Here is a 25309-nt window from a genome sequence, read left to right as displayed (position 1 = left end):
AGGTATTTATTTTTAGCCCAAGAAAGTTATAAACATTAACACTATTCATTAGTTCTATTTATCTTAATCCACCATCCCGAAAATCCTTATATTTAAACTTCAAAAATCGAATAAACAGAAATTTAATGACAGAAACCAATTCGCCGCGGCGAACAGAAATACCCAAAGCATACGACCCTTCAAGCACAGAGGATAAGTGGTACAAATACTGGCTCGATAACGGACTCTTTGACTCAGAGCCTAACGACAGATCACCGTTCACGATTGCAATTCCTCCACCGAATATTACCGGAATGCTTACGATGGGACACATTCTCAACAACACAATCCAGGATGTTTACATCCGTCTGAAAAGAATGCAGGGCTTCAACTCCTGCTGGGTTCCGGGAACAGACCACGCATCAATCGCAACCGAAACAAAGGTAACAAAATTCCTTGAAGAGAAGGGAATTGATAAATACAAAATTGGTCGCGAAGAATTTCTTAAACACTGCCAGGAGTGGAGAAAAGAATACGGCGGAATAATCATTCAGCAATTGAAGAAGCTTGGCGTAAGCTGCGACTGGCGACGTGAACGTTTTACAATGGATGATGATTACTACCGCGAAGTAATAAAAGCTTTCGTTGATCTTTACAAAGAAGGAAAAATTTATCGCGGTTACAGAATGGTAAATTGGGATCCTGCAAACAAGTCAGCAATTTCTGATGAAGAAGTTCTTTACAGAACAGTAAACGGGAAGTTGTGGTATTTTCGTTATCCGGTTATTGGTTCTGACAAATATATTGTTGTTGCTACGACACGACCGGAAACAGTACTCGGCGATACGGGTGTCGCAGTAAATCCTAATGATGAACGATACAAAGGTTTCATCGGCAAAAAAGTTAAGCTGCCGACCTTGCCTGCCGGCAGGCAGGTTGTAGGAAGAGAGATTCCAATTTTTGCAGATGAATATGTTGATATGGAATTTGGAACAGGTGCAGTTAAAGTTACTCCCGCACACGATGTAAATGATTATGAAATGGGACAAAGACACAAGCTGGAAATTGTAAACATCTTCAATCCTGATGCAACAACAAATAAAAATGTTCCTGATTGGCTGCAAGGTTTGGATCGCTTCGAAGCAAGAAAAAAAGTTGTTGAATGGTTTGAGCAAAACGGATTGATAGAAAAGATTGAAGATTATCAGAATAAAGTCGGTTACTCAGAAAGAGGCGGAGTTCCGATTGAACCGTATTTATCTGAGCAATGGTTTATGAAAATGAAGGAACTTGCCGAACCTGCTATTGAAGTTGTAAGAAAAGGAAAAGTAAAATTCTATCCAGCTCACTGGGAGAAAACTTATTTTCACTGGATGGAAAACATAAGTGACTGGTGTATCTCCCGTCAGCTTTGGTGGGGACACAGAATTCCCGTTTGGTATTGCATCGGTGATGATCATTGTAAAATTGAATGTAAAGAACCAATTGTTTCCGTAGATCCGCCGGAGAAATGTCCGCATTGCGGTTCAAAAAATTTAAGGCAGGATGAAGATGTTCTTGATACCTGGGCATCAAGCTGGATTTGGGCTCACGCAATTTTCAGAACAGAAGAAGAAAGAAAATATTATTATCCAACCAGCTTACTTGTAACCGGTCCGGACATTATATTTTTCTGGGTTGCAAGAATGATAATGGCTGGGATGCACTTTATGAAAGATATTCCTTTCAAAGATGTTTACTTCACCAGCATCATCCGCGATTTGCAGGGAAGAAAGATGAGCAAGTCACTTGGCAACTCGCCTGATCCTCTTGATGTAATTAAAGAATATGGAGCCGATGCATTACGATTTTCTGTGCTTTATCTTGCACCACTCGGTCAGGATGTTCTCTTCTCTACTGAGAAATGTGAGCTTGGAAGAAACTTTGCCAACAAAATCTGGAATGCAGGAAGATTTCTTTTGATGAACCTGCCTGTCGGCAAGGTAGGCGCTGAGAATTTTAAAGTTGATGAAAAACTAATTACAACGCATATTGATTTTGCGGACGAATGGATAATTTCACGCTTCAACGAAACACTCGATGAATTCAACAAAGCAATGGACAGCTTTGAAATAAATAATGCTACGAAAATAATTTATTCTTTTGTGTGGAATGACTTCTGCGATTGGTACATTGAAATGATAAAGAACAGACTTTATGGTGATAATGAGGAAATTAAATCTGCTGTGCTTTCGAGAGCGTTATCAATCTTTGAAAATATGCTGAAGATGGTTCATCCGTTTATGCCGTTCCTTACTGAAGAAATTTATCAATTGATGAAGGAGAGAGAAGAAGGAGAAAGTATTTCTACTTCTGAATTTCCAAAAGTGAAAAATGATTTGATAAATCTGCAGGCAGATAGAGAAATGAAAGTAGTTGTGGATATCGTTACTGCAATTAGAAATATTCGTGGCGAGATGAACATTCCTCCATCCAAAAAAATAAATGTTCTTCTGAAAACAAATGAAGTAAAAGAACGACAAATTGATTACATAAAAAAGCTTGCGAAAGTTGAAGATCTGAAATCGGGTGGAAATATTACTAAACCAAAAGCAAGTGCTTCCGCAATAGTGAAATCATCCGAGATTTATGTTCCGCTTGAAGGACTGATTGATCTTAGTGTTGAGAGACAAAGACTTCAAAAAGAAATTACACGTCTTGAAGGTTCTCTTGCAGGAATTGAAAAGAAATTATCGAATGAAAAGTTTGTCGGTGGTGCTCCTGCAGAAGTTGTTGAAAAGGAAAGAGCAAAACAGAGAGACTGGCAGGAAAATCTGAGAAAACTGAAAGAGATACTAGATAGTTTATCCTGAACCTGCCTGCCGGGAAGCAGGCTTGTTTCAGGATCTTAATATGTGTTATATCGTCCCTAACGGGACTTGGTATAATTTTTTTTATAACTATAAATATTTTGTCCCTCTGGGACGTTGAGATTGTGATAATCCCGTTAGGGATTAAATAAATATGGCAAAAAGAAAACCCAAGCAATTAAAGCTCCATAGGAGCGACATAGAAAAAATCATTCGTAAATAATAAATGGAGATGCTGTCCGAAGGAGTCCTTCGGAGAAATAAATTCAGCATAAATAATAGAAAGGGGTCAATATGTACTACAAATTATTTGACTTTATTGAAGATTGGAAATCTGAATCCGATGCGACAATAAAAATTCTCAGCAGTCTTACCGATGCATCGCTTACAAAAAAGCCAGACGAGAATATCAGAACGCCCGGCAGACTTGCCTGGCATATCGTTACTTCAATTGGTGAGATGGCACATCGTACAGGTTTAACTTTTAATATTGTTGATGAGAATACTCCGGTTCCTTTAACTGTAAAAGAAATTTTGGGTGAATATAAACGTGTTTCAGATGGAATGATAAATGAAATAAAAACATCCTGGGATAATAAAACTCTTTTGCAGGAAGATGATATGTATGGTGAAATGTGGACGAAAGGAAAAACATTAAGCGTACTGATAGCTCATCAAATCCATCATCGTGGACAATTAACAGTTGCGATGAGATTAGCAGGATTAATTATTCCCGGTGTTTACGGTCCTGCTAAAGAAGAATGGGCAAACTACGGGATGCAGCCACAAGAGTGAGTTTTTTATCCTGAACTTCTTTCAGGATATGTATGTGTAATAAAATCCTAGTAATAATTTAATATGCTGAAACAAGCCTGCCTACCGGCAGGCAAGTTCAGCATTAAACCACCTCAATCCTTTGCACGCATTTTATAAAATGAGCGCCATGCGAAATACACTCCAATTAAAAAGAAAATAGCTCCTACGAATGGAGCGGAATTTCGAAATGATTCTGATATCGAAATTTCCATCGCCAGCAATCCGAATAAAGTTGTGAATTTGATTATCGGATTAAGAGAAACAGATGAAGTATCTTTAAATGGATCACCAACAGTATCACCAACAACCGTTGCAGCATGAAGCTCGGTTCCTTTTTCTTTCAGCTCAACTTCAACAACTTTTTTAGCATTATCCCATGCACCACCTGCATTAGCCATAAAAACTGCCTGGAAAAGTCCGAACACAGCAATCGAAATTAGGAAACTTATGAAGAATGAAACTGGTTCAACTGAATTAACCGGAGCTGACATCAATGCGAATGCTAATGCGAAAGAAAATATTGCAACAAAAATGTTGAACATTCCTTTTTGCGCATATTGAGTGCAGATCTTTACAACTTCTTTAGATTTTTCAATTGAAGCGCTTTTACTTGCAGTTTCGTCCAATTGAATATTCTTTTTAATATACTCAACTGCTTTGTAAGCACCTGTGGTAACCGCCTGAATCGATGCACCTGAAAACCAAAAAACAACAGCACCACCAGCAATAAATCCTAAACTTGTGTATGGATTAAGTAAGCTGAGAATATTTGCAGGATCAATTCCTAAAGTCTGTTTCAACATAAGAATTAAAGAGAAAATCATTGCTGTTGCACCAACAACAGCAGTACCGATTAGAACCGGTTTTGCAGTTGCTTTAAAAGTATTTCCGGCTCCATCATTAGCTTCAAGATAATACTTTGCCTTTTGGAAATCAGGCTTGAATCCGAAATCTTTTTCAATTTCTTTATCAACATCTTTTATTTCTTCAATCAAAGAAAGTTCATAAATTGATTGAGCATTATCAGTAACCGGACCATAACTATCCACAGCTATTGTAACCGGACCCATTCCTAAAAATCCGAAAGCGACTAATCCAAATGCAAATATTGATGGATAGATCATTATACCACCAAGTGCTTCGGCGCTTGTTATATCAGCGACTAACATTAGTACGACGAATAAAAGTCCCATCCAGAAAGCACTGAAGTTACCGGCAACTAATCCGGATAAAATTGTTAATGATGAACCACCTTCTCTTGATGAAGACACAATTTCATCAACGTGTTTTGATTTGGTACTTGTAAATATTTTTGTGAACTCAGGTATTAATGCTGCACCAAGTGTCCCGCAGCTAATTACTATTGATAATATTAACCAGAGATTGTTAGGTAAGTGACCAATCATTAATGCACTGACAACAAAAGTTGCAATGATAGAAACGATTGAAGTGATCCAGACAAGTGATGTTAATGGATGCTCAAAATCTATATCATCCTTTTGTGAGTATTTTACTTGCGAGATAGCTCTGTTTAAACCAAATGAAACGATAGAAGTAATAATCATAATAATACGCATTGCAAAAATCCATGTCAGTAATACAGTTTGATAATTAACATCTGCAACTGCAAGAACGATCAAGCTTATTAAAGCAACTCCGGTTACACCATAAGTTTCAAATCCGTCTGCTGTTGGTCCAACGCTGTCACCAGCATTATCACCCGTACAATCTGCAATCACTCCAGGGTTTCGAGGATCATCTTCTTTAATTTTAAAAACGATTTTCATCAGGTCAGAACCGATATCGGCAATCTTTGTAAAAATTCCACCAGCCATTCTCAAAGCACTTGCACCGAGTGATTCACCAATCGCAAATCCGATAAAGCAAGCACCTGCGTACGCTCTCGGAATATATAATAAAATAATTAACATCATTATCAGTTCAACGCAGACAAGCATTACACCAATGCTCATTCCTGCATCAAGAGGAATATTTAAAAGCTTTATTGGTTTTCTTTCAAGAGAAGCGAAAGCCATTCTGCTGTTTGCAAGTGTGTTCATTCGTATTCCGAACCAAGCAACTCCGTAAGAACCAAGAATTCCAATTACCGTCCATGCCAAGATCAAAAGAACTCCGCTGAATTCTGTGTGCATTAAAAATCCGAAATAGAAGGCGACGCAGACTGCGATAAAAATAAAAAGCACAACAAGTAATTTTCCCTGCTGCAGGAGATATGTTTTACAAGTTTCAAAAATCACCTGTGCGATATCAAGCATTGATTGATGAGCTTTTAATTTTTTTACCCTCAGGTATTGATAGATTCCGAATCCCACGCCCAGAACGCATACCAATAATCCGAGTACTAAAATTGATTGCTGGTTATCATCAAGAGTGGGAATATTCAAATTAGCCTCACTGGCAAACAGGTAAGTGCCGTTTAGAATAAAAAGAATAAATAAAAGAAACTTGTTCAACATTGTATTATCCTGAAATTAATTACTTGAAAGATTGATTTGCAATAAAATATTTAAACTTTTTGTCAGTTAATTGATCAAGAACATTCTTAACATAAATTTTATTGTTTCTTTGTCAGACAGATTTATTCCAATTCTTATCACGATTTTACACCTTAAAAATTTTTTCACATAAAATTCAAGATGACGGCAAATAAAAATTTAAGTATAAAGTATATTCCTGATACTCCAATTAATAAAAAGCCAGCGTATTTTCTAAATGAAGTGATAAAAGTCTGAAAAGACGAGGATAAAGATAGTAAAATGTATCTAAAATCAATGTTTTTGAAGAAATAAAATTTTTCAAAATATTATTAAAATCGATGAATATCAGCTATTTCCCGAATTTAATATCCATTCATTTTATTGCTTAAACTTCTCCAATAAATTTTTAACTGCATCCTTATGAACCATAAAATCCATCATTTTCAGTTTAACATAATCTTCGTGATAAAAATAAAACCCTTGATCTCCTGTATTTCTTGAACCCGCGCCAGAATCTTTTATTAAAAACCAATCAACAACATCCTTTACCAGATAACCAACAAGATGAATTCCATGATCATCGGTTGTAGTTTGATTGCTGAAACGGAACTGTCTCGAACTTTCATCAATGTATTCAGAAGGTATATCAAAAGTTGGAACGACTCCGGCTTTATGCCACGAATCATATCCGGCTTCTGATACGTCACCACCGATTGACATCGTGTAACCATTTTTTATTGCATCCTTCAATGCGTGCATAAACTCATCGAGAGGAACGTTGTAATAAACATCGCTGTGCCACCAGTTATCTTGAACTTCATATTCAACTTGTTTATAATATGGCTGCTGCATATAGGAAAGTACATCAACATAATCATCCGGATTAAGTTTAAGATAGTCGTTTAAAAAACCTTTTGGTGAAAATGTTTTTTCTTTATAATAAAATTCATAAGGCGGTTCACCCATATAATGATTCAATATTGATTTGATTACAAGGATTGCTGCAGATTCATCCCAGGCGTTAGTAGTTTTAAGGTTATTGAGATATGTTTTCATTTCTTTAATCATTTCCTGATGGTCGTGAAATTTTTGACCGGGAAGTAATCCAGTATAAACTTCTTCAGGAACTATTCCGTACATTTTCCATATCCTTGGAACTGCATTCGCTTCCGAACCTTCTTCAAATTCTGAGTTACCTCTTTCTTTAATAAACCGATACGCTTTTTCAACATACTCCCAATAGACAGTGTACATTTCAGAAAGTTTTATTTTCATTCCGCTAAGTCTGAATATTTCAGATTCAAAATATGATGTTGTTGAAAAACACCAGCAGGTTCCGGTTCTTCCTTGTGAAATCGGGTCGTTGAACCAGTAACTTGTGAATTCATCTTTGGATTCTGGAAGATTCATTCCAGAAAAGTCAAGTTTAAATTCTTTCTTTTTTTCTTTAAAGGGTTCGTTAAATTCTTTTATGCCTTTGAGAATTTCATTTTGGTAATAACCATCTTTTGGTTCGACGAATGTACCTTTGTTTTTTTCATCCTGAGCATAAAGCTGAAACATAAAAGAAATGATTAGTAACGATGTAAGTAATGAAATATTGATTTTCATAGACCAACTCCTGAGAATTATTGAGAAAATGGCATTGAAAATTATAAATATTGGATGTGATTAGCTACCTGTTTTTTTGAAAGAATAGTTTTGAAATAGCTAAAAATCAGTTTATGCTTAAAAAATTATACTATGCTGCCTTCAATAATAAAATAGGACAACAGGGATTGATTTTTTTAAAAACATATTAAGTTTGTAACAACTTAATAACAATTTAAGGGGTAGCGATGAACTCAATAAAAATATTAGTTGTACTCTTTTTACTGTTTCAGTTAACTTATACTTTAAAAGCTCAAGAAATTCACAACCCTACCAAAACTACATTTTATAATCAAGATAAAACTACTCCATTATCTAATGCAGTATCCGATTCATTAATTTATTTTCATTATGACAAAATAGTTGGGGAATTTTCTACTCAGATTGAGGGTGATTTTCTGATAGAAAATTTAACAACTCAAGATTGGAATCAATCCTTATCTAGTTGGAAGACTTATTCAATTTATGAGTATTCTTATAACAATAATAATCTTGCTGATACATTCATTGTGCGTAAAAGAAATAGTGGTGGTGTCTTGGAAAATACGTATAAAGAAACCTATAGTTATGATATGAATAGTCGATTGAGTTTTAGTAATGAATGGTACTGGAGCTCAGGTTATTGAGAGGAATTTTATCGCTATTATTATTTCTTCTCTTCTAATAACAATTTGTTACATATTGACAGATATACTTGGGCAAATCCAGGCTGGCTTCACATTAATAGATATTCTTATGGCTGGAACTCATTAAGTGATACAACAAGAATTACTTGTGAGGGATTATATATGTTTTATGGTCAATGGGGTCCTTTTTGGAAAGAAGAATTTTCGTATGATTCCACTAATTTATTAATAAAAAAGGACAGGTATGACCACTATTTACTCAGTGATTGGAAACTTGAACTGAGAGACCTCTACTTTTATGATGCTATCAGAAACAACAATGAAATTATAAGACAAGAATGGAATAGTGCCGACAGCATCTGGATAAATGATTTTAGATATTTGTATGAATATGACTTGAACAATAATTTATTATCCACCATTTATCAAGACTGGCAAACCACTATTTTAGACTGGGAAAATGTTTGGAGAGAAACTTATACTTACACACAACAAAATAATATAGCAACAATGCTAAAGGAAAACTGGACACCTGGAACAGGATGGAATAATTATGTATTTAGAATTTATGTTTATAATGAAAACTATAATTGGACGGAAAAGTTAACTCAATTGTGGGACGGATCAGTATGGAAAAACTATTTCAGACATTTGGCAACCTGGCTGGACCCGGTTATGGTTGAGGAAAAACAATTGATTTCAAATTCATATTATTTATTTAATAACTATCCCAACCCTTTCAATCCAAGTACTGTAATAAGTTATCAGTTACCTGTAACCGGTTTTGTAACATTAAAAATTTATGATGTGTTAGGAAATGAAGTAGCCACACTTGTTAACGAAGAAAAACCAGCAGGAAAATATGAAGTCGAGTTTAATGCAACTAATCTGCCAAGCGGCACATATTTTTATTCGATGACTGCTGATGGTTTTTCCAAAACAAATAAGATGATTGTAATAAAATAAGAGAAAGATACTCATATGTTTTACTCTTACTCTGGTTAATCACTTTCGTACATATTTTTCGTCGTTACCCAAGTCGATTACATCTTTTATTGCTTGCTTATCACCGATGGAAAGTTCGTCAAAAGTTTTCTTAGCTGTATGATCGGAGCTGATGTACTGATACATGATATCGTTCTCACTTTCAGAGTGACCAAGTCCAAATACATGACCAAGTTCATGAATAATAGTTGCTTTTATTTCACCTGCACTGACTTTTTCATCACCAAATTTTATCAGGCTTATCTGAACAGTTGATTGTTCGATTTCTTTTTTACTGTTCACATCATACTCAGTCAGACCGAGATAATTACTTTCATACTTTTTTCCGAGATTCTCAACAAAAACAAATTGAACATCCGCATTTCTGCTATTGTTTGTGAAGGTGTATTGAATTCTGTTATCAGCCTTCTGCCATATCTTAAACGCATAGCTGACATAATCTTTATAATCTGAATCATAATAACCAGAAGACGATTCTTTCACGTAAACTTTAAGTGGATAGTCATCCATGTCCCAATGTTTTCCATCCCAAAGGGAGCTTCCGGTTTTATCAATGTGGAAATAATTTTCTGATTTATTTGTTTTGAGAATGGTTCTGTTTCCTGAATAGTTTTTCTTTTTTCGCTGCGAATCTATATCAACATTTTCTTTTCTGTTTATAGTAAAATCTTTTCTTCTATAGTTTGTTACTGTTGATGGTTTGCTGATATTTGAATTGTGTGAAGAGTTGATATTGAAATTTTTTTTATTACCTGAAGACTGAGGTTTATGGAATTTAGATTGCTGTGTAAAGTTTGTTGTGGTAGCAGCAAAAAAAGTAAAAAGTAAAAGTAAAATCGAACAGGTTTTTGTTTTCATTGTTTAAGTTTCATTTGATTTGAACTATGAAATCCTTTAACAATTTCTATTCCTTTTGGACAGGACAAAAGAAGTGCAAAAATATTCAATAATTAAAACAATTTTATTTTATAGAAACATAATAGTTCAGGATTGGAGACTATAATGTATCAAATTCGAAACAGTATTTTCTAATGAACAATACTACTTCCGCCAATAAATTCTCTCAATACTGAATCGTGCGGAACCGGAGAATCATCTTCAACAGGAGTGATGTGTTTTAATAAATAAGCTAATCTCGATGCACGTTCATACGAATCAGTTTTCAACGGATCATTTTTATATTTTTTCTCCCATTCAATAAAATCTTTTCCAAGTTTGTGTGAATAAAGACAAAGCTCATACGGCATTGCACTGCTGATAATAAAATCTGCTGTGTTGCTGTATGGAATTATATTTCTCAATTCACTTGAACGCACATAGTGCCAGTGTTCAAGCGTTTGTGTTGGATTGTATGCACGATGAGCAAAATCACGCAGCATTCTTCTGATCAATCTTACATCAGTCCAGCGAATATATTTACCATCAAGACCTTTCATTTGCAAAAGAGGTTCAAGATACAATTTAAATTTTACTTCAGGAGAAATATCTTTGCTGAAATCAGGATACAGCCCATGCAGACTATCAATTAAAAGTATTTCGTCCTTTTCAAGTTTCATCGGAGTGGCATCAAGAGTTCGCGTACCGCTTTTAAAATCATAACTTGGAATTAAAACTTTTTCTCCGTGGCTAAGTTTAGAGAGATGTTCATTTATCAAAGGGAGATCAAGTGCCTGCGGAGTTTCAAAATCATAATCACCAAACTCGTCCTTTGGATGGAACTCGAGATCAAAAAAATAGTGATCAACAATAAGTGCTTTGAATTTATAACCTTTCTTTATCAGTTTCTGTTCAAGTTTCATCGTAGTGCTTGTTTTTCCTGATGAAGAAGGTCCGCTTATCATTACCATTCGCAAATCTTTAAGTCGTTCTATAATTAATTTTGCTGCAAGTTCAACATCATCTTCATACAAAGTTTCAGACTCGTGAACAATCTGTGCAAATTCTCCATTTGCAACTCTTTCATTCAGCAATTCGATAGTATTGAGTTTATGTTCAACCGCCCAATCAAGGTTTCGCCACACTTTTGACCATGGAATATTTTCATTTAGTTTTGAATTAATCCTCCCTTCTTCATCTCTTCTTCTTGCAGCTTCTTCTCTGTAAAGAATATATTCCTTAGCAACTTTTGCGTGACCATTTTCAATTAATACTTTTTCCACTACATCCTGAATATCTTCAATATGCGGCGAAGTTTTTTCATCAAATTTTTGGTTGAGTATTTCAATAACCTGTTCAGCAAGTTCTTCGGCTTTATCTTTATCTCTGCCGCCGACTGCAACGGCAGCACGGTAAATTGCATTGATTACTCTTTCTTTTTTAAATGGAACTATCGCTCCCGTACGTTTTACAACGTGTGTAATTTTATTTTTCATACTGTGTCCAACTTTTAGGGTATAATGAAGAACTTAAAATTATAATAAATAAAATTATACATTTATAAATTGTTATTGAATATGAAATTTAAAGTAGTTAATACAAAAGACATTTAATGCTTTGATATTTTTTGGTATCTTGTTTTAGTTTATAAAGATAATTTTTTAGGTATAAAATAAAAATGATTTCTAAAATTTTGTCCATTTCTAAGATTTTATTTGTAGTGTTGATTTTAGCTTCTATCAACTTATTTGCTCAGGAGGAGAATGTAATAATCAAAAATTATAATCTTGAACTGGCTAAAATAAGTCCACCGCACAAAATGATAAGCAAACTAAAAGGCAAATGGAATTTACATTATCGGCTTTGGATTGATCCTGATAAAGACCCCGAAGAAAATGATGGAACTGCGGACGCAAACTTAATTCTCGGTGGAAGATTTTTGCAGATAAATATGATTTATTCTATTTATGAAAAAGAATTTACGAGCGAGCATATTGTTGGTTACGACATGGATATAGATAGATTTTCACTTTTTTCAATCGATGAATTCGGCACCGATGCAATTTTTGAGTATGGCGATTTTGACCCTGATATAGAATCAATAGTTTTTACCGGAGTTGACAGTATATCAGCTAACCCATCAACTGATGAAAAAAGTTTTCAATACAAAATAGAACTTTACATCCCAACTGAGGAAGACGTTGATCAGTTCGGATTCAACACATATTTTCTTGATCAAGAAGGTAAATGGAAGCCTTTAATGGAAACAAGTTTCACAAAAAGTGAATAATCAATAATAATAAATGGAGATAGACAAATGCCAATTAGAAAAGCAAATGCCGAATGGAAAGGCGATTTAAAAGGTGGAAAAGGTTCAATCAGTACTGAAACCAAATTATTAAATAACACACCATTTGATGCAGGTTCAAGGTTTGAATCGGGAACAACAACAAATCCTGAGGAGATACTTGGTGCTGCTCATGCCGGCTGTTATTCGATGGCTTTAGCTAATTCATTGTCTAAAGAGGGATTCAAAGTAAACTCAATCAAAACCGATGCAAAAGTTCATCTTGAAAAACTTGACAGCGGGTTTACAATCACGAAAATTGAATTAGACACACTTGGTGATGTAGATGGTATTGATGCGGCAACTTTTGTAAAACACGCAGAACAAACAAAAGTCGGTTGTCCTGTTTCAAAAGCTCTCACCGGACCAAAAATTGTTCTCAGTGCGAAGTTGAAATAATTATTCCTCAACCAAATTTTTAAATTCAACATTCCTAACTGATAAATGTTTGAATATAAGGACAGGTTGGAATAACCTTCAAATTATTTTCTTTAGCAAATTCCAAAGCGGCTCTAGCTACAAGAGCCGCTAATCCTTTACCTCTAAGCGCAGGATTTGTAAAGGTATGATATAAATCCATTTCATTATTATCAAGTCTATACTCAACATAAGCTTCTCCGCCGTCGGTATAAATAATAAATCTTTTATTTTCTTTTTCGTGAATTACTTTCTGTTCCATTTTCTTTTCTTAGTTATTTATAGTGAACTTGAATTCTCTGTTTGAAAAGTTACCGATCCCATCAAAGAAAAATTTCTCCACAAAATTAATATTATTATTGTTATCAACCATAATGACAGAAGAACATCTGGTTCCATATTTTTCTGATTTGATAAAAACAGAAGAAAGCATTCTTTCCAGTTCCAGCCCAACTCCAGTATCTGGTAACTCTTCATCTTTTGCAATCGTTGAGTTTTTCAGAATATCAATCACTTCCCACGGATGTATTTCTTTCTGATTCATCAAATTCTGAAGTTGTTGTTTACTTTTTTCAACTTTTGGCCAAGACGTGTCGAGCAATGCATTACTCAATCCGTGAATTCCGGGCTCAATTTTTTGCAACCCATCAATTTCATTTGAGAAATAGTAAAGTTCGTCCACAGTACCCAAAAGCAAATTAAATCCGTTGAAGTTTTTTAATCTTGACTTAAGATTTGAATAATAATCATTTGGCGAAATATCATTCATTAAAAAATCCAGTGTGAGATTTCCACGAGATGGAGCATCATCTCTATGATTTTTCAAGTCTCTGTAATTTGTGATTGCAGCAAATCTTCCTTGCTTAGTAATTCCCATCCACGTTCCGCCTGCCTGCAAATCTTTTCCAGCCAGCAGATCGGGATGGTCTGACCAGAATTTTGCCTGCTCACTTGGTCGGTTATAAAACTCATCTCTGTTTGCTGCGAAGATCAGTTTGTAATCAGGACGAACTTTATTTGCGAAAACTATTAGGCACATTTTTTAGTTATTGGATTTAAGTTATTGGATTTAGTTTTTCGGTTTCTTGTTTTGGTTAATTGGTTCTGGAATTATGGAATTTAGACTATAACTATAAATCACATATCCAGAGCCAAAAACTGATTAACTAAAACTACAAACCAATCAACCAAAAACTATAATATGTTTTTGGTCTTAAGATCGTTTAATAACTTATCATAATCAACAAACTGAACTGCATCCCAGCCAAGTTTTATTGCTGCATCAACATATTCCTGAATATCATCAATATAAAAATGCTCTGAAGATGGGAAACCAGATGCAGTTTCAACAGCACGATAGATTTCCTCTTCAGGTTTTAATGATTTTACTTCATAAGAGAGGATAAGTTTATCAAAATATTTGATGAACTCACATTGCTGCCATCCGAATTTTCGGTGGATTGAGTTTGTATTAGAAAGTAGAAATAATTTGTAATTCTTTTTAAGTACAGGTAATAGAGAAACAACACTTTCATTTGTTGAGAAAATTTCAGAATATATTTTACAGAAAGTTTCTGTATCAATTTTATGGTCAACAATGGTCAGCATTTCATTTAGAAATTCAGATTCAGTCATCAGACCTTTTTCAAAATTCCTGTGAAGATGATAATTAGAATTATAATATTCAATAAATCTGTCACCAAGATGATTTTCAATTTGATTAAATTTTTTTACAGCGATATTGTAATCGAAAGGTATAAGAACCATTCCAAGATCAAAAACAATCGCCGAGTATTTTTTGGTTTTCACTATTTATAAAAGAATTAATTAAATAATCAAAAAGCCCTCCCCTTCGGGGAGGGTTGGGTGGGGCTTTGTTTATTTCATTTCAAAAACACTATCATCCAATCCCGTATTAATTTCAATGCTTGTAACAGTCAGTTCAATTTCCTGCAAACCGATATGTTGTTTAATGGCAAAAGGAAACTTCAAACCATCGACGTCGCGATAATCTGAGAAGTAAGTTTCCTGTTCGAACAATCCCTGCTTGGTTTGGATTTCTTTCGTCTCTTTAAACTTTAAATCAGTTTCCATGCTGTAATATTGAAACCAGCGAATTCCTGACGGTAATGTCAATTTGATTGCATAACAATCTACGCTGTCAACACACTCAATTCCTAAAAATTCTGTTTTAACTCCAAAACTGTCCGGATTAAGCAGTAACTGCATTGTTGCATCCATCATCAGCCGTTCAAGTTCTTTTTTATCAATTTCTGTTTTTTCTGTACCGATTACCATCGTTCCTTTTCCATTACTATAGTAAAGCAACTGCGTTACTTCACCGGCTTTAAGTTCCTGGAAAAGTTTATCGGGATATTTTTGTTTTACTATTATGCTAATGGGCTGGTTCATTGCTGTTCCGGTCATTTCCGTTGTTCTGTCCATTACGCTCTTAAATTTATCTATTCCGCCTATAGCGTAGATATATTTATTTATAACACCTTGTGCGGTTATGTTTACCGGGTCGGTTTCGGTTGATGTTTGTTCTTGTGAGAACAATGTTATAGAAGCAAGAATGAAGAGTACCGGGATTAAAATTCTGTAATTCATATTCAATTAATTTTTTTTCTTTGAAAAGATAAACAGATTAACCAAACAATTATAACACAAAAATTTTTCTTAATACTAAAACAGCTTTTTGTTACCTTTGAAATACCATAACAATCTTTTCTTTATGAATTTATTTTACATTAACGTTATCCTGTTTCTAATCGCCACTGAAATTATTGCTCAACCTTTCACAATATCAGGAAAAATAACTGATTCGCTGACAAATGAAGCCCTGCCATATTCCAATATCCGGGTTCTGAATACTACTTCAGGCACAGCAGCAAATCTATCTGGTGATTACGAAATAAAACTCGCAGAAGGGAATTATTTTTTAGTCGCTTCATATATTGGTTATTATTCTGATACGATAGAAGTTAATCTGAATAAAAATAAATATGATGTGAACTTCTCTCTGAAAAAAATGAAAATAATTTTACCGGAAATTGTAATTCTTCCCGGGGAGAATCCGGCGCTTCAAATTATCAGAAAAGCTATTGAAAAGAAGAAGGAGAGAAATTCAAAACTGAACACCTATGAGTTTGAAGCATATACTAAAGGACTGATCAGAACAACAGATGAAATCAGTGCAAGAGGAAGATCAGTTTCGGCTGGTGTCGATACTGAATCAGATTCAGAGAAGTTGAAAATCACCGGAATACTTGAAAATCAAAGCAAAGGTTTTTTCAAAAAGCCAGATCATTATAAAGAAATTATTATCGCCAGAAAACAAAGTGCAAACTTCCCTCCAACAATTAATACTCTGACCGGAGGCAGGTTGATTCAAAATTTTTATGAAGATGATATAAGATTTTTCGGAGGCAGACTGCCCGGACCAATTGCTGATGATGCACTCGAATATTATTACTATTACATCGACGGGATGGTTATGAAGAATGAAAGAAAAGTTTATAAGCTGAATTTTAAAACTGAAAGCCCTGACGATCCGGGATTTCAGGGAAGTATTTTTATTAACGACAGCACTTATGAACTCATACAGGTTGAGCTTGAGTTGAATCGTTCAGCAAACATCGGTGGAATTTTTGATACAATTAGTATCTTCCAGCAATTTACAAGTTACGATGATATTTATATGCCGGTCGATTACAGACTTTTTGCAAAAGGAAATGTTCTCGGGCTGGTTGATTTTGGTTTTGAGCTGAATACAATTCTCTACGATTACAAAATTAATCCTGAGCTGAGTGATGATATTTTTAACAAAGCTATAGTTACAGTTCTTCCTGATGCTGATAAAAAAGATTCGCTTTATTGGACGACCACCCAAACAATTCCCAATACAAATGAAGAAACAACAGCTTATGAAAGAATTGATAGTCTTCAGAAGCTGCCTTTTTCATTCTGGGATCAGTTTTCGTGGGTAAGTACGCGAACATACTTTTCGGAAAACTTTTCAATAAATGGAACACTCAATTTTTGGAGGTTCAACAGGGTAGAAGGTTTTACTCCAAGACTCGGATTTTATTTTGAAGATTATTTTGATCAACGGCTGAACTCAGATATTGATTTTGCGTACGGATTTTCTGATAAAAGATTCAAAACAGATTTTTCATTTGAATACCTGCTTGGTGATTACAGGACAACTTCACTTAATCTTAATGCATACAATACAATCAAAATTCTTTTCGGTTCTTCTGATGAATATGCTGATCTGACGGCTTCACTATTAGCGTTACTGAATAAAGAAGAATTCCGAAATTATTACTACTCTGCAGGATTTGATTTCAAAGTTGAAAGTGAAGTTTTTCCCGTGCTTGCTTTGAGTGCAGGATTTTTGAATAGAAAAGATAAAAGCGCACAGAACAATACAGATTTTTCATTCTTTAAAAAAGACAGAGAGTATCCGATTAATCCTAATATTTATGAAGCTACAATAAACGCACTTACTGCCGGATTCAAACTTGACTTTAGAGATTACATTGAAGACGGTTATTTCCGGAGGAGAGCTTTCTCAGGAGATTACTACACAACTTTTGAAGGCGATGTGACTCATTCAAATAAGGACTGGTTAAGCAGCGATCTGAATTTTACAACTTACAGGTTTTACATAAACAACTACATACCAACTTTTCGTTCTTCATTCATTAATCTGGATCTTTTCGGAATGTATAATGTTAGTGCTTTGCCGTACCAGGATATGTACGCTTTACCGGGTAATATTAACCTGCTTTCAAAATCATTTACGTTCAGGACTTTGAAAGTGAATGAAATATTTGGCGAAAGAGTCGCGACAATGAATCTTGAATACAACTTCCGCGATGAAATATTCAAGCTGCTGAAGGTTCCGGGATTTAAGGATTGGGAAATAACTCTTAATGTTTTCTTTAACTCGACAATTACGGAAATTGGAGATGAGTCTGCGGCACTTCTTCCGGTTGAAATAAAAACATTCAACAAGCCATTTTATGAAATTGGTTTTGGACTGGGGCAGGGAATAATTCCTTTTCAGCTTGAGTTTGCGTGGAAACTGAATTACAGAGGAAGTAATAATTTTGTAATAAGTATTAATACATTCGCATTTTAAAATTTAATGTTTGCCTGGAACCTGCCTGCTGGCAGGCAGGATTAAATTACAGGGGAAACAATAATTTTGTGGTTAGTCTGAATACGTTTGCGTTTTGACTGAGTGAATAGTCATTCAATTTTAAAATAAAAAAGCGCCCGAAAGATGAGCGCTTCAATAAACAAATTAAGCCGTAAAGGTTTTATTCCTATTCTTTTTCCTTTGGTTTTGCTTCGTTCACAACAATGTTCCTGCCGCTAAGCTCAGAACCATTTAATGCGTCGATAGCTGCTTTGGCTTCGGAATCATTTTCCATTTCCACGAAACCAAATCCTTTCGAACGTCCGGACCGGCGATCTGTTACAACTGTGGCAGAAACAACTTTACCGTATGGAGCGAAAGCTTGTTTTAAACTTTCGTCGTTGACTGCCCATGGGAGACTTCCCACAAAAAGTTTTTTACTCACTAGAACCTCAATTGATAGTTAAATAACATTATGGCAAAAGCCACACATAAAAATATAAAAAGACTTGCTAAACTCTCAATAGGTATTATTAATAAATTTTGAGTTAGAAAAGCTTAAAATCACTTCAATTTGTCAAAATCTCCTTTATAACCTGGTCTAAATATTCGTATGAATTAATCGTTATTCCTTCTGAGGACTTTAATTCTTTAGTATTTCGATAGGGAATAAGTGCGGATTTGAATCCTAATTTCTTTGCTTCCTGAATTCGTTTTTCAATATGACCAACACTTCTTATTTCACCGCCGAGCCCGACTTCACCGATGATAATCGTTTGATTGCCAATGATTTTATCAAGAAGACTTGAAGCAATTGCAGAACAAACTGCAAGATCTGCCGCCGGTTCTGTTATTCGAATTCCTCCTGCTATGTTCACAAAAACATTTGCTGCCGAAACACGAACGTTCGCTCTTTTCTCTAGTACTGCAAGTAAAATTGAAAGCCTTCTTTGATCAAATCCATTTGAAACTCTTTGCGGATAACCGTAATTGGATGGTGTTACAAGTGCCTGAACTTCTAGAAGAATTGGACGAGTTCCTTCTATACTTGATGTAACAACAGAACCGGGAGTTTGTTTTTCTCTTTCACTTAAAAATAATTCACTCGGGTTATTGACTTCACGCAGTCCATCTTCATGCATTTCGAATACACCAATTTCATTTGTACTACCGAAACGATTTTTTTGTGCGCGCAGAATCCGGAATGAATGGTTTGATTCACCTTCAAACTGAATGACTGTATCAACTATGTGCTCAAGTAATTTTGGCCCGGCTATCATTCCTTCTTTTGTTACGTGCCCGATAATGATTACACAGTAATGTTTCTTCTTGGCTTCTTCCATAAGTAGAGCAGTACATTCTCTGATTTGTGTAATCGTTCCGGGTGAATTATCCAGCTCACTTCTGTACATCGTTTGAATTGAATCAATCACAACCACAGAAGGAGATAATTGGTTGATCGCACCGATTATATCTGAAAGGTTTGTTTCTGCATGAACAAAAAATTCAGAAGATTTTATTTTCAATCTGCTGGCTCTCAGTTTTATTTGTTTCTCCGATTCTTCTCCGGTTGCATAAAGAACTTTTCTATTGATGTTAGCAGTTGCCTGCATTGCAAGTGTTGATTTTCCAATTCCCGGATCTCCTCCCAGAAGAATCACAGAACCCGGCATCAAACCTCCACCAAGTACACGATCGAATTCAGTTATTCCCGTTTTAATTCTGTCTTCTTCATTTGCTGAAATAGAATCAATTGTATTTATCTCGTATTTTGATTTTGAGATGACCGGCTTTCGTTTGGAGGTTTCTATTATTTCTTCAATAAAAGAATTCCAGCTTTCACATTCCGGGCACTTACCTAACCAGCGAAGTGACTCGTAACCGCAGTTTGAGCAGATGTATTTTATTCTTGTTTTAGACATTTTCCAAAGTCAAAAAATTAAAACTCAAAATTCAAAATATTTTTTTGACTATTGACATTTGAATTTTTAATTATTGAATAAAGACACTTAAAATTTTCTCAACCTTGCTTATTGCAGCCGGAATACCAGAGATGTCTTTCCCTCCCGCAGTTGCAAGATGAGGACGACCACCACCACCACCGCCAACAAGTTTTGCAAGTTCACCAACAATTTTTCCGGCACTTAGTTTTTTTTCTTTAATCAAATCATCGCTGACAACAGCAACAATTCCAACCTTATCTTCGATTTGGGAAATAAGAACACCAACCCCGCTTCCCATCTGATTTCGTAATTCATCACCGAAAGATTTAAGTTCATCCATGTTATCCGCTATAACTTTCCCTTTAAATATTTTTATTCCTTTTTCTGAAGAATTTAAAGAAAGAATATGATCGAGCTGACCAAGTTTTTCTTTCAGCCTGAGATCTGATATTTCTTTTTCCATTTTCTTTTTAGTATCGAGAAGTTCATCAATCCGGTGGCTGAACTGCTTCATATGTTCAAGCTGTGATTGAATATATTTTTCAACTCCGGCTCCGGTAACTGCTTCAATTCTTCTCACACCGCTGGCAACAGATGCTTCACTTGTTATCTTGAACAAACCAATTTCAGATGAATTTTTTACGTGAGTGCCGCCGCAGAATTCCATAGAAAAATCACCGAACTGAACAACATTAACTTTGTCACCGTACTTGTCACCAAAAAACATCAACGCCCCCATTTTCTTTGCTTCATCAAATGGAATATTTCTATGATGAATCATAGGAAGGTTTCGTCGTAATTGTTCATTCACTAAAATTTCAATATCCCGTAATTCCTCCGGACTTGGTTTGGTGAAGTGAGTAAAATCAAACCGAAGATGATCCGGTCCAACGTACGAACCAGCCTGCTGAACATGATTACCAAGTATTTTTCTCAGAGAAGCATGTAGAAAATGAGTAACAGAATGATTTCGCATGACATCCCAGCGATGTTTGGAATCTACTTCAGCAGTCAACTCAATTTCCGGTTGAAGGATTTTCCCGGGATCATTTTCAATCACGTGAACAATTTTATTTTCAACTTTCAGCAAATCAATGACACTAAATTTATTTTCCTTAGTAATTAATAAACCTTTATCATCAACCTGTCCGCCGGCTTCCACATAAAAAGGAGACTTATCGAGAATAATTAATTCAGTATTACCATCTCGTCTTAATCCAGTGATCTTTGAATGGGATTCGAGTTCATCGTAGCCGGTAAATTCAGTCGGCTGATTGCTGGAGAACTGAAATCCTTTTGTATCATTCAACGCAACATTTACGGAAGCGAATTTTTCTTTTGTTGCTTCCCGTGCTCTGTCCTTCTGCTGATTCATCAATTCATTGAATTTAACTTCATCAATTGAAAATCCTTTTTCAACTGCCATTATGTTAGTCAGGTCAACCGGAAAACCAAACGTATCATAAAGCCTGAAAACATCTTCGCCGGGAATTTGTTTTTCTTTTTTCTTATTCAGCTTTTCAATTATTTCTTCGAATAACTCAATGCCTCTATCCAGTGTTGCATTGAAACTTTCTTCTTCACCTTTAATTACTTTTTTAACGTAGTCTTTTTTCTCTTTTATTTCGGGGAATACATCTCCCATCGTTTGAACTAATACATCAACAATTTGATATAGAAATGGTTCATTTAAATTAATTTTTCTTCCATATCTGGCTGCTCTGCGCAAAATTCTTCTTAAAACATAACCACGCCCTTCATTTCCCGGAACAGCTCCATCAGCAATTGCAAAAGTTAATGAGCGAATATGATCAGCGATTACTCTGGTTGCAATTTTAATTTCTTCTGATTTCTCTTTCGCTTCAGCATAAAGATCTTTTTCAATTTTAATTTTACTCAGCTTAATTATTTCTTCAATTATAGGATAGAAAATATCAGTGTCGTAATTAGAATTTGTCTTTTGAAGAACCGCACAAATTCTTTCGAACCCCATCCCAGTATCGACATGTTTAGCCGGAAGCTCGTGAAGTTTTGCATTTTCATCACGGTTATATTGAATAAAAACAAGATTCCAGATTTCAATGCACTCGGGAGTACCTGCATTTACATATTCCGGGTTTTCAAAGTCATCGCCAACATTTATATGAATTTCCGAGCATGGACCACAGGGACCTGTATCACCCATTTCCCAGAAGTTATCTTTCTCCCCAAACTTTAAAATGTGTTTTGGATTTATATCCGTTTTTGTTTTCCATAAATTGAAAGCCTCATCGTCATCTTTATAAACTGTTGCCCATAATCTTTCTTTCGGAAGCTTCCATATTTTAGTAAGCAGTTCCCATGCCCATTCAATTGCTTCAGCTTTGTAGTAATCACCAAAAGACCAGTTGCCGAGCATTTCAAAAAATGTGTGGTGATATGTATCGTGACCTACTTCCTCGAGATCATTGTGTTTACCGCTAACACGAATGCATTTTTGAGTATCAACAGCTCGTGTATAATCTCGTTTTCCTTTTCCGAGAAATACATCTTTGAATTGATTCATACCTGCGTTTGTAAATAGCAAAGTTGGATCATCAAATGGAACTACGGGTGAAGAGTGAACTATTTTGTGATCTTTATCTTTAAAAAAATTAAGAAACTGATTTCTTATTTCATTTGAAGTCATTTTATCCTTTATCAATTAACTTATCAGTAAAAATAATAAAATCGATTGTAAGCTTAAATTAGAAAGGTAATAATGTTAGACCAGCGTTTATTACGGTGAATAATTAATTGTGTTTTGTGAGATAAAATATTGTTGAAGGGACAACTCTTCCTGAATAGCCAATAGTGGTTGAGGTGGCGACACAAAGTATATATCTTCCTCTTCCTGCGGTCAATTTTTCAGCAAATAAGTAATAAAATTACGACATCCAAATTTTCATGTTGCTTTTCAATGGATTGTGAGAGATTTCCAATGGTACTCAAATTGCTTGAATTTTTCAAAATTTGAGCATTAATATGAATGTTAAAAGTTGAATTAGTGGTAACAATAAACAATAAAAAAATATTATTGACAATCCTGATAAAAATGATCATAACATTACCATTCGGGGGAAAAATATAAATGGAAAATAAAAAAAGTATAGAGTTAATAACACTTGAAGTTCTTGGCTCGCTTGATGCTGCTGACAGAAATAATTTGCAATTACTAAAAGAGACTGATGAAAACTTTCCCTGGAAAATTCAGGCGGAATTTCAAAATCTATCTGCACTTTTGCCATCAATATTAAAAATCACAGAGCAGCCATCAGCAGTTGCAAAAGAAAGAATGATAAATAAACTCAGTCAAATCGTTACTCCAATTGCTGCAAATAATCAGACAAACAAATACATTTTTAACTCAGGAGAAAAGCATAGCGACAATGATCATCTGGAAGAAATTCTGAATAAGAATAAAATCGACTGGGGATCTTTAGCTGTATCTAAACAAATGCCGCAGCACAAATCAGTTACAGGGTATGAAGAAGTTAAACCAAAAGTTCCTGTGAGCAGGGAAGATTCAGTAAAAATTGAAATCACCAAAGCAGCACAAGAAAATGAAAAGTTACCTGAGGTTTCTGAAGTCGAATTTGATGATGAAATAGAAAAAAGAGATACATCATCTTTAAGGCTTAAGAAATATGTTATAGTTTCAATAATCCTGTTTGTAGTTTCATTGAGTTTGTTCGGTTACCTTTTCATATTTAATCAATCAGATACGCAGAAAACATTGACTGAGAAAAAAGTAGATGAAAATATTATTTCTGCACCGGTTGAGGAATTCTTCTATAATAATGTCCAGGAACCAGAAAGCTCGGTATCTGCTTCTGATGTTCAGACAATCGAAAATGAAAATAAGGTTGAAACAAAAGCCGAAACTAAAACTGAACCTGAACTGAATAACAAAAACAAAAATTTACTGCCCAAAGCACCACCAAAGGTACCTGATTCAATTGATGAAAAGCAGATTGTAACAACACAGATTTCTTCAACACTGGATGTAAAAGAAAAAGAAGAAATTTCAGCTCCATTGCCTGAAGAGGTAATTGAAGAAAATGAAGAGCCAACCTACTTTGTTGCTGTGGAAGAAATGCCTCAACCGATTGGTGGTCTTCAGGGGATTCAAAAATTAATTCAGTATCCTGAAATCGCAAAACGAGCCGGGATTCAGGGAAAAGTATTTGTCAAAGCATTCATCGATGAAAATGGAAATGTGATTAGTGCTGAAGTTGTAAAAGGAATTGGTGGTGGATGTGATGAAGCTGCACTTGATGCTATTTTTAAAACTAAGTTTACTCCAGGTAAACAACGGGGAAAACCAGTCAAGGTACAAGTTACAGTCTCAGTATTGTTTCAACTTTAAACAGAAATTTTTCAAAGTTTTCTGTCAGTTATTTTAACAACCCATCGGTCGTTAGTCGATATTTTTACTGTCTTTTCTGCATTACAGCTATTTAAAGCTTGAAAATTATGTGGTACTTAAATTGCTACATTTTTTTGGCTATTTGATTTAGATTTTCATACAAAAAAACTGAATAAGGAGAATGGAAATTGAGTGAAAGAAATACCTTAACAGATGCTGAAATTATGTTCAAAGTTGCAGGCTATGATTCAAAAGCTTTAGAGCAATTGTACGATAGATATGCCCCATTACTATACTCATTAATTAAAAAAATTGTAACCGATAGAGAAACTGCTGAAGAAATCCTTTCGGATGTATTTGTGATTATCTGGAGACATATTGACCAATTCGATTTTACTACTAATAATATATATACATGGCTGGTAACGATTGCACGAAATAAAGCAGTTGATGCATTGAACAGAAAATTAGGAAAAAATCTGCCAGAGTATTCAGAAGATTATGAAAAAGAATTCATTCTTCCGAAACTATCTCCCGAAATTCATCCAATTGAACTGGAAGAAGTTTTGAGTAATAAAAGCAGAATGGAGAAAGCATTAAATAGTCTAACCGAAGCACAAAAATATGTTCTCGAATTAAGTTACTATGGCGGGATGGACCAGGGAGAGATAGCTGCAAAGTTGAATATTCCAACAGTAACAGTTAAATCCAAGCTGCAGGTTGCGATTGGAAATCTGATGCAGAAACATTCAGAGGTAAAGTAGTTT

General features: G+C 34.9%; 20 protein-coding genes. 9 read left to right on the top strand and 11 right to left on the bottom strand.

The window, feature by feature from the left end; all coding sequences use genetic code 11:
* Positions 1-125: 125 nt before the first annotated feature.
* Together HND39_04965 and HND39_04960 are read left to right on the top strand one after the other, a co-directional pair.
* Positions 126-2831 carry a valine--tRNA ligase gene (locus HND39_04965; protein ID QKJ95680.1) on the top strand — a complete coding sequence of 902 codons (2706 nt, stop codon included), beginning with the start codon at positions 126-128 and terminating at the stop codon, positions 2829-2831.
* Positions 2832-3122: 291 nt separating this feature from the next.
* Entirely contained in the window at positions 3123-3623 is a 501-nt protein-coding gene (locus HND39_04960) for a hypothetical protein (protein QKJ95679.1), read from the top strand.
* Positions 3624-3736: 113 nt separating this feature from the next.
* On the opposite strand, the gene HND39_04955 is transcribed toward HND39_04960, so the two are convergent.
* Both HND39_04955 and HND39_04950 read right to left on the bottom strand, forming a co-directional pair.
* Positions 3737-6121: a sodium-translocating pyrophosphatase gene (locus HND39_04955; GenBank protein ID QKJ95678.1), complete on the bottom strand. Its 2385-nt coding sequence runs from the start codon at positions 6119-6121 to the stop codon at positions 3737-3739.
* 399 nt (positions 6122-6520) lie between these two features.
* Positions 6521-7753 carry a peptidase C1 gene (locus HND39_04950; protein ID QKJ95677.1) on the bottom strand — a complete coding sequence of 411 codons (1233 nt, stop codon included), beginning with the start codon at positions 7751-7753 and terminating at the stop codon, positions 6521-6523.
* A gap of 227 nt (positions 7754-7980) precedes the next feature.
* Here HND39_04950 and HND39_04945 point away from each other — a divergent pair, with 227 nt between their 5' ends.
* Together HND39_04945 and HND39_04940 are read left to right on the top strand one after the other, a co-directional pair.
* Positions 7981-8418, top strand: a complete 438-nt coding sequence (locus tag HND39_04945) for a hypothetical protein (GenBank protein ID QKJ95676.1) — start codon at positions 7981-7983, stop codon at positions 8416-8418.
* Positions 8419-8928: 510 nt separating this feature from the next.
* Positions 8929-9384 carry a T9SS type A sorting domain-containing protein gene (locus HND39_04940; GenBank protein QKJ97888.1) on the top strand — a complete coding sequence of 152 codons (456 nt, stop codon included), beginning with the start codon at positions 8929-8931 and terminating at the stop codon, positions 9382-9384.
* Between the two features lie 39 nt (positions 9385-9423).
* Here HND39_04940 and HND39_04935 read toward each other — a convergent pair whose 3' ends face one another.
* Positions 9424-10281 (bottom strand): matrixin family metalloprotease, encoded by an 858-nt coding sequence (locus HND39_04935; GenBank protein ID QKJ95675.1) that lies wholly within the window; start codon positions 10279-10281, stop codon positions 9424-9426.
* Positions 10282-10451: 170 nt separating this feature from the next.
* Positions 10452-11795 carry a response regulator SirA gene (locus HND39_04930; protein ID QKJ95674.1) on the bottom strand — a complete coding sequence of 448 codons (1344 nt, stop codon included), beginning with the start codon at positions 11793-11795 and terminating at the stop codon, positions 10452-10454.
* Between the two features lie 182 nt (positions 11796-11977).
* Between HND39_04930 and HND39_04925 the strand changes: the two genes are divergently transcribed.
* Positions 11978-12589, top strand: coding sequence for a DUF1579 family protein (locus tag HND39_04925; protein QKJ95673.1), 612 nt, complete (start codon positions 11978-11980; stop codon positions 12587-12589).
* Positions 12590-12616: 27 nt separating this feature from the next.
* Positions 12617-13045: an OsmC family protein gene (locus HND39_04920; GenBank protein ID QKJ95672.1), complete on the top strand. Its 429-nt coding sequence runs from the start codon at positions 12617-12619 to the stop codon at positions 13043-13045.
* Positions 13046-13079: 34 nt separating this feature from the next.
* Here the strand turns inward: HND39_04920 and HND39_04915 are convergent, their stop codons facing one another.
* From HND39_04915 to HND39_04900, 4 genes are all read right to left on the bottom strand, one after another.
* A complete protein-coding gene (locus HND39_04915; protein ID QKJ95671.1) occupies positions 13080-13325 on the bottom strand; it encodes an N-acetyltransferase in 246 nt (81 codons plus the stop codon).
* A gap of 9 nt (positions 13326-13334) precedes the next feature.
* Entirely contained in the window at positions 13335-14102 is a 768-nt protein-coding gene (locus HND39_04910) for an NRDE family protein (GenBank protein QKJ95670.1), read from the bottom strand.
* Between the two features lie 155 nt (positions 14103-14257).
* Complete coding sequence (locus tag HND39_04905; GenBank protein ID QKJ97887.1) at positions 14258-14830, bottom strand: HAD family phosphatase; 573 nt, start codon at positions 14828-14830, stop codon at positions 14258-14260.
* A 111-nt stretch (positions 14831-14941) separates the two neighbouring features.
* The gene (locus HND39_04900; protein QKJ95669.1) at positions 14942-15673 is read right to left on the bottom strand and encodes a hypothetical protein; all 732 of its coding nucleotides are present in this window, start codon (positions 15671-15673) and stop codon (positions 14942-14944) included.
* A gap of 124 nt (positions 15674-15797) precedes the next feature.
* Between HND39_04900 and HND39_04895 the strand changes: the two genes are divergently transcribed.
* The gene (locus HND39_04895; GenBank protein QKJ95668.1) at positions 15798-18212 is read left to right on the top strand and encodes a carboxypeptidase-like regulatory domain-containing protein; all 2415 of its coding nucleotides are present in this window, start codon (positions 15798-15800) and stop codon (positions 18210-18212) included.
* A 187-nt stretch (positions 18213-18399) separates the two neighbouring features.
* Here the strand turns inward: HND39_04895 and HND39_04890 are convergent, their stop codons facing one another.
* From HND39_04890 to alaS, 3 genes are all read right to left on the bottom strand, one after another.
* The gene (locus tag HND39_04890) at positions 18400-18657 is read right to left on the bottom strand and encodes an RNA-binding protein (protein ID QKJ95667.1); all 258 of its coding nucleotides are present in this window, start codon (positions 18655-18657) and stop codon (positions 18400-18402) included.
* Positions 18658-18781: 124 nt separating this feature from the next.
* Positions 18782-20134 (bottom strand): DNA repair protein RadA, encoded by a 1353-nt coding sequence (radA, locus tag HND39_04885; protein QKJ95666.1) that lies wholly within the window; start codon positions 20132-20134, stop codon positions 18782-18784.
* Positions 20135-20204: 70 nt separating this feature from the next.
* Positions 20205-22823, bottom strand: coding sequence for an alanine--tRNA ligase (alaS, locus tag HND39_04880; protein QKJ95665.1), 2619 nt, complete (start codon positions 22821-22823; stop codon positions 20205-20207).
* A gap of 1446 nt (positions 22824-24269) precedes the next feature.
* Between alaS and HND39_04875 the strand changes: the two genes are divergently transcribed.
* Together HND39_04875 and HND39_04870 are read left to right on the top strand one after the other, a co-directional pair.
* A complete protein-coding gene (locus HND39_04875) occupies positions 24270-24542 on the top strand; it encodes an energy transducer TonB (protein ID QKJ97886.1) in 273 nt (90 codons plus the stop codon).
* 188 nt (positions 24543-24730) lie between these two features.
* Positions 24731-25306, top strand: coding sequence for a sigma-70 family RNA polymerase sigma factor (locus HND39_04870; protein ID QKJ95664.1), 576 nt, complete (start codon positions 24731-24733; stop codon positions 25304-25306).
* Positions 25307-25309 lie beyond the last annotated feature (3 nt).

Source organism: Ignavibacteriota bacterium (assembly GCA_013285405.1).
Taxonomy (GTDB): Bacteria; Bacteroidota; Ignavibacteria; order Ignavibacteriales; family Ignavibacteriaceae; genus IGN2.
This window is presented reverse-complemented; position numbering and strand designations above follow the sequence as displayed.

What these genes read in the sequence shown, in the direction of transcription:
- HND39_04915 (QKJ95671.1), bottom strand. Translation starts at nt 13,325, where the DNA reads ATGGAACAGAAAGTAATTCACGAAAAAGAAAATAAAAGATTTATTATT.
- HND39_04955 (QKJ95678.1), bottom strand. Translation starts at nt 6,121, where the DNA reads ATGTTGAACAAGTTTCTTTTATTTATTCTTTTTATTCTAAACGGCACT.
- HND39_04940 (QKJ97888.1), top strand. Translation starts at nt 8,929, where the DNA reads ATGCTAAAGGAAAACTGGACACCTGGAACAGGATGGAATAATTATGTA.
- HND39_04905 (QKJ97887.1), bottom strand. Translation starts at nt 14,830, where the DNA reads ATGGTTCTTATACCTTTCGATTACAATATCGCTGTAAAAAAATTTAAT.
- HND39_04945 (QKJ95676.1), top strand. Translation starts at nt 7,981, where the DNA reads ATGAACTCAATAAAAATATTAGTTGTACTCTTTTTACTGTTTCAGTTA.
- HND39_04965 (QKJ95680.1), top strand. Translation starts at nt 126, where the DNA reads ATGACAGAAACCAATTCGCCGCGGCGAACAGAAATACCCAAAGCATAC.
- HND39_04930 (QKJ95674.1), bottom strand. Translation starts at nt 11,795, where the DNA reads ATGAAAAATAAAATTACACACGTTGTAAAACGTACGGGAGCGATAGTT.
- HND39_04935 (QKJ95675.1), bottom strand. Translation starts at nt 10,281, where the DNA reads ATGAAAACAAAAACCTGTTCGATTTTACTTTTACTTTTTACTTTTTTT.
- HND39_04920 (QKJ95672.1), top strand. Translation starts at nt 12,617, where the DNA reads ATGCCAATTAGAAAAGCAAATGCCGAATGGAAAGGCGATTTAAAAGGT.
- alaS (QKJ95665.1), bottom strand. Translation starts at nt 22,823, where the DNA reads ATGACTTCAAATGAAATAAGAAATCAGTTTCTTAATTTTTTTAAAGAT.
- HND39_04895 (QKJ95668.1), top strand. Translation starts at nt 15,798, where the DNA reads ATGAATTTATTTTACATTAACGTTATCCTGTTTCTAATCGCCACTGAA.
- HND39_04910 (QKJ95670.1), bottom strand. Translation starts at nt 14,102, where the DNA reads ATGTGCCTAATAGTTTTCGCAAATAAAGTTCGTCCTGATTACAAACTG.
- HND39_04875 (QKJ97886.1), top strand. Translation starts at nt 24,270, where the DNA reads ATGCCTCAACCGATTGGTGGTCTTCAGGGGATTCAAAAATTAATTCAG.
- radA (QKJ95666.1), bottom strand. Translation starts at nt 20,134, where the DNA reads ATGTCTAAAACAAGAATAAAATACATCTGCTCAAACTGCGGTTACGAG.
- HND39_04950 (QKJ95677.1), bottom strand. Translation starts at nt 7,753, where the DNA reads ATGAAAATCAATATTTCATTACTTACATCGTTACTAATCATTTCTTTT.
- HND39_04960 (QKJ95679.1), top strand. Translation starts at nt 3,123, where the DNA reads ATGTACTACAAATTATTTGACTTTATTGAAGATTGGAAATCTGAATCC.
- HND39_04900 (QKJ95669.1), bottom strand. Translation starts at nt 15,673, where the DNA reads ATGAATTACAGAATTTTAATCCCGGTACTCTTCATTCTTGCTTCTATA.
- HND39_04925 (QKJ95673.1), top strand. Translation starts at nt 11,978, where the DNA reads ATGATTTCTAAAATTTTGTCCATTTCTAAGATTTTATTTGTAGTGTTG.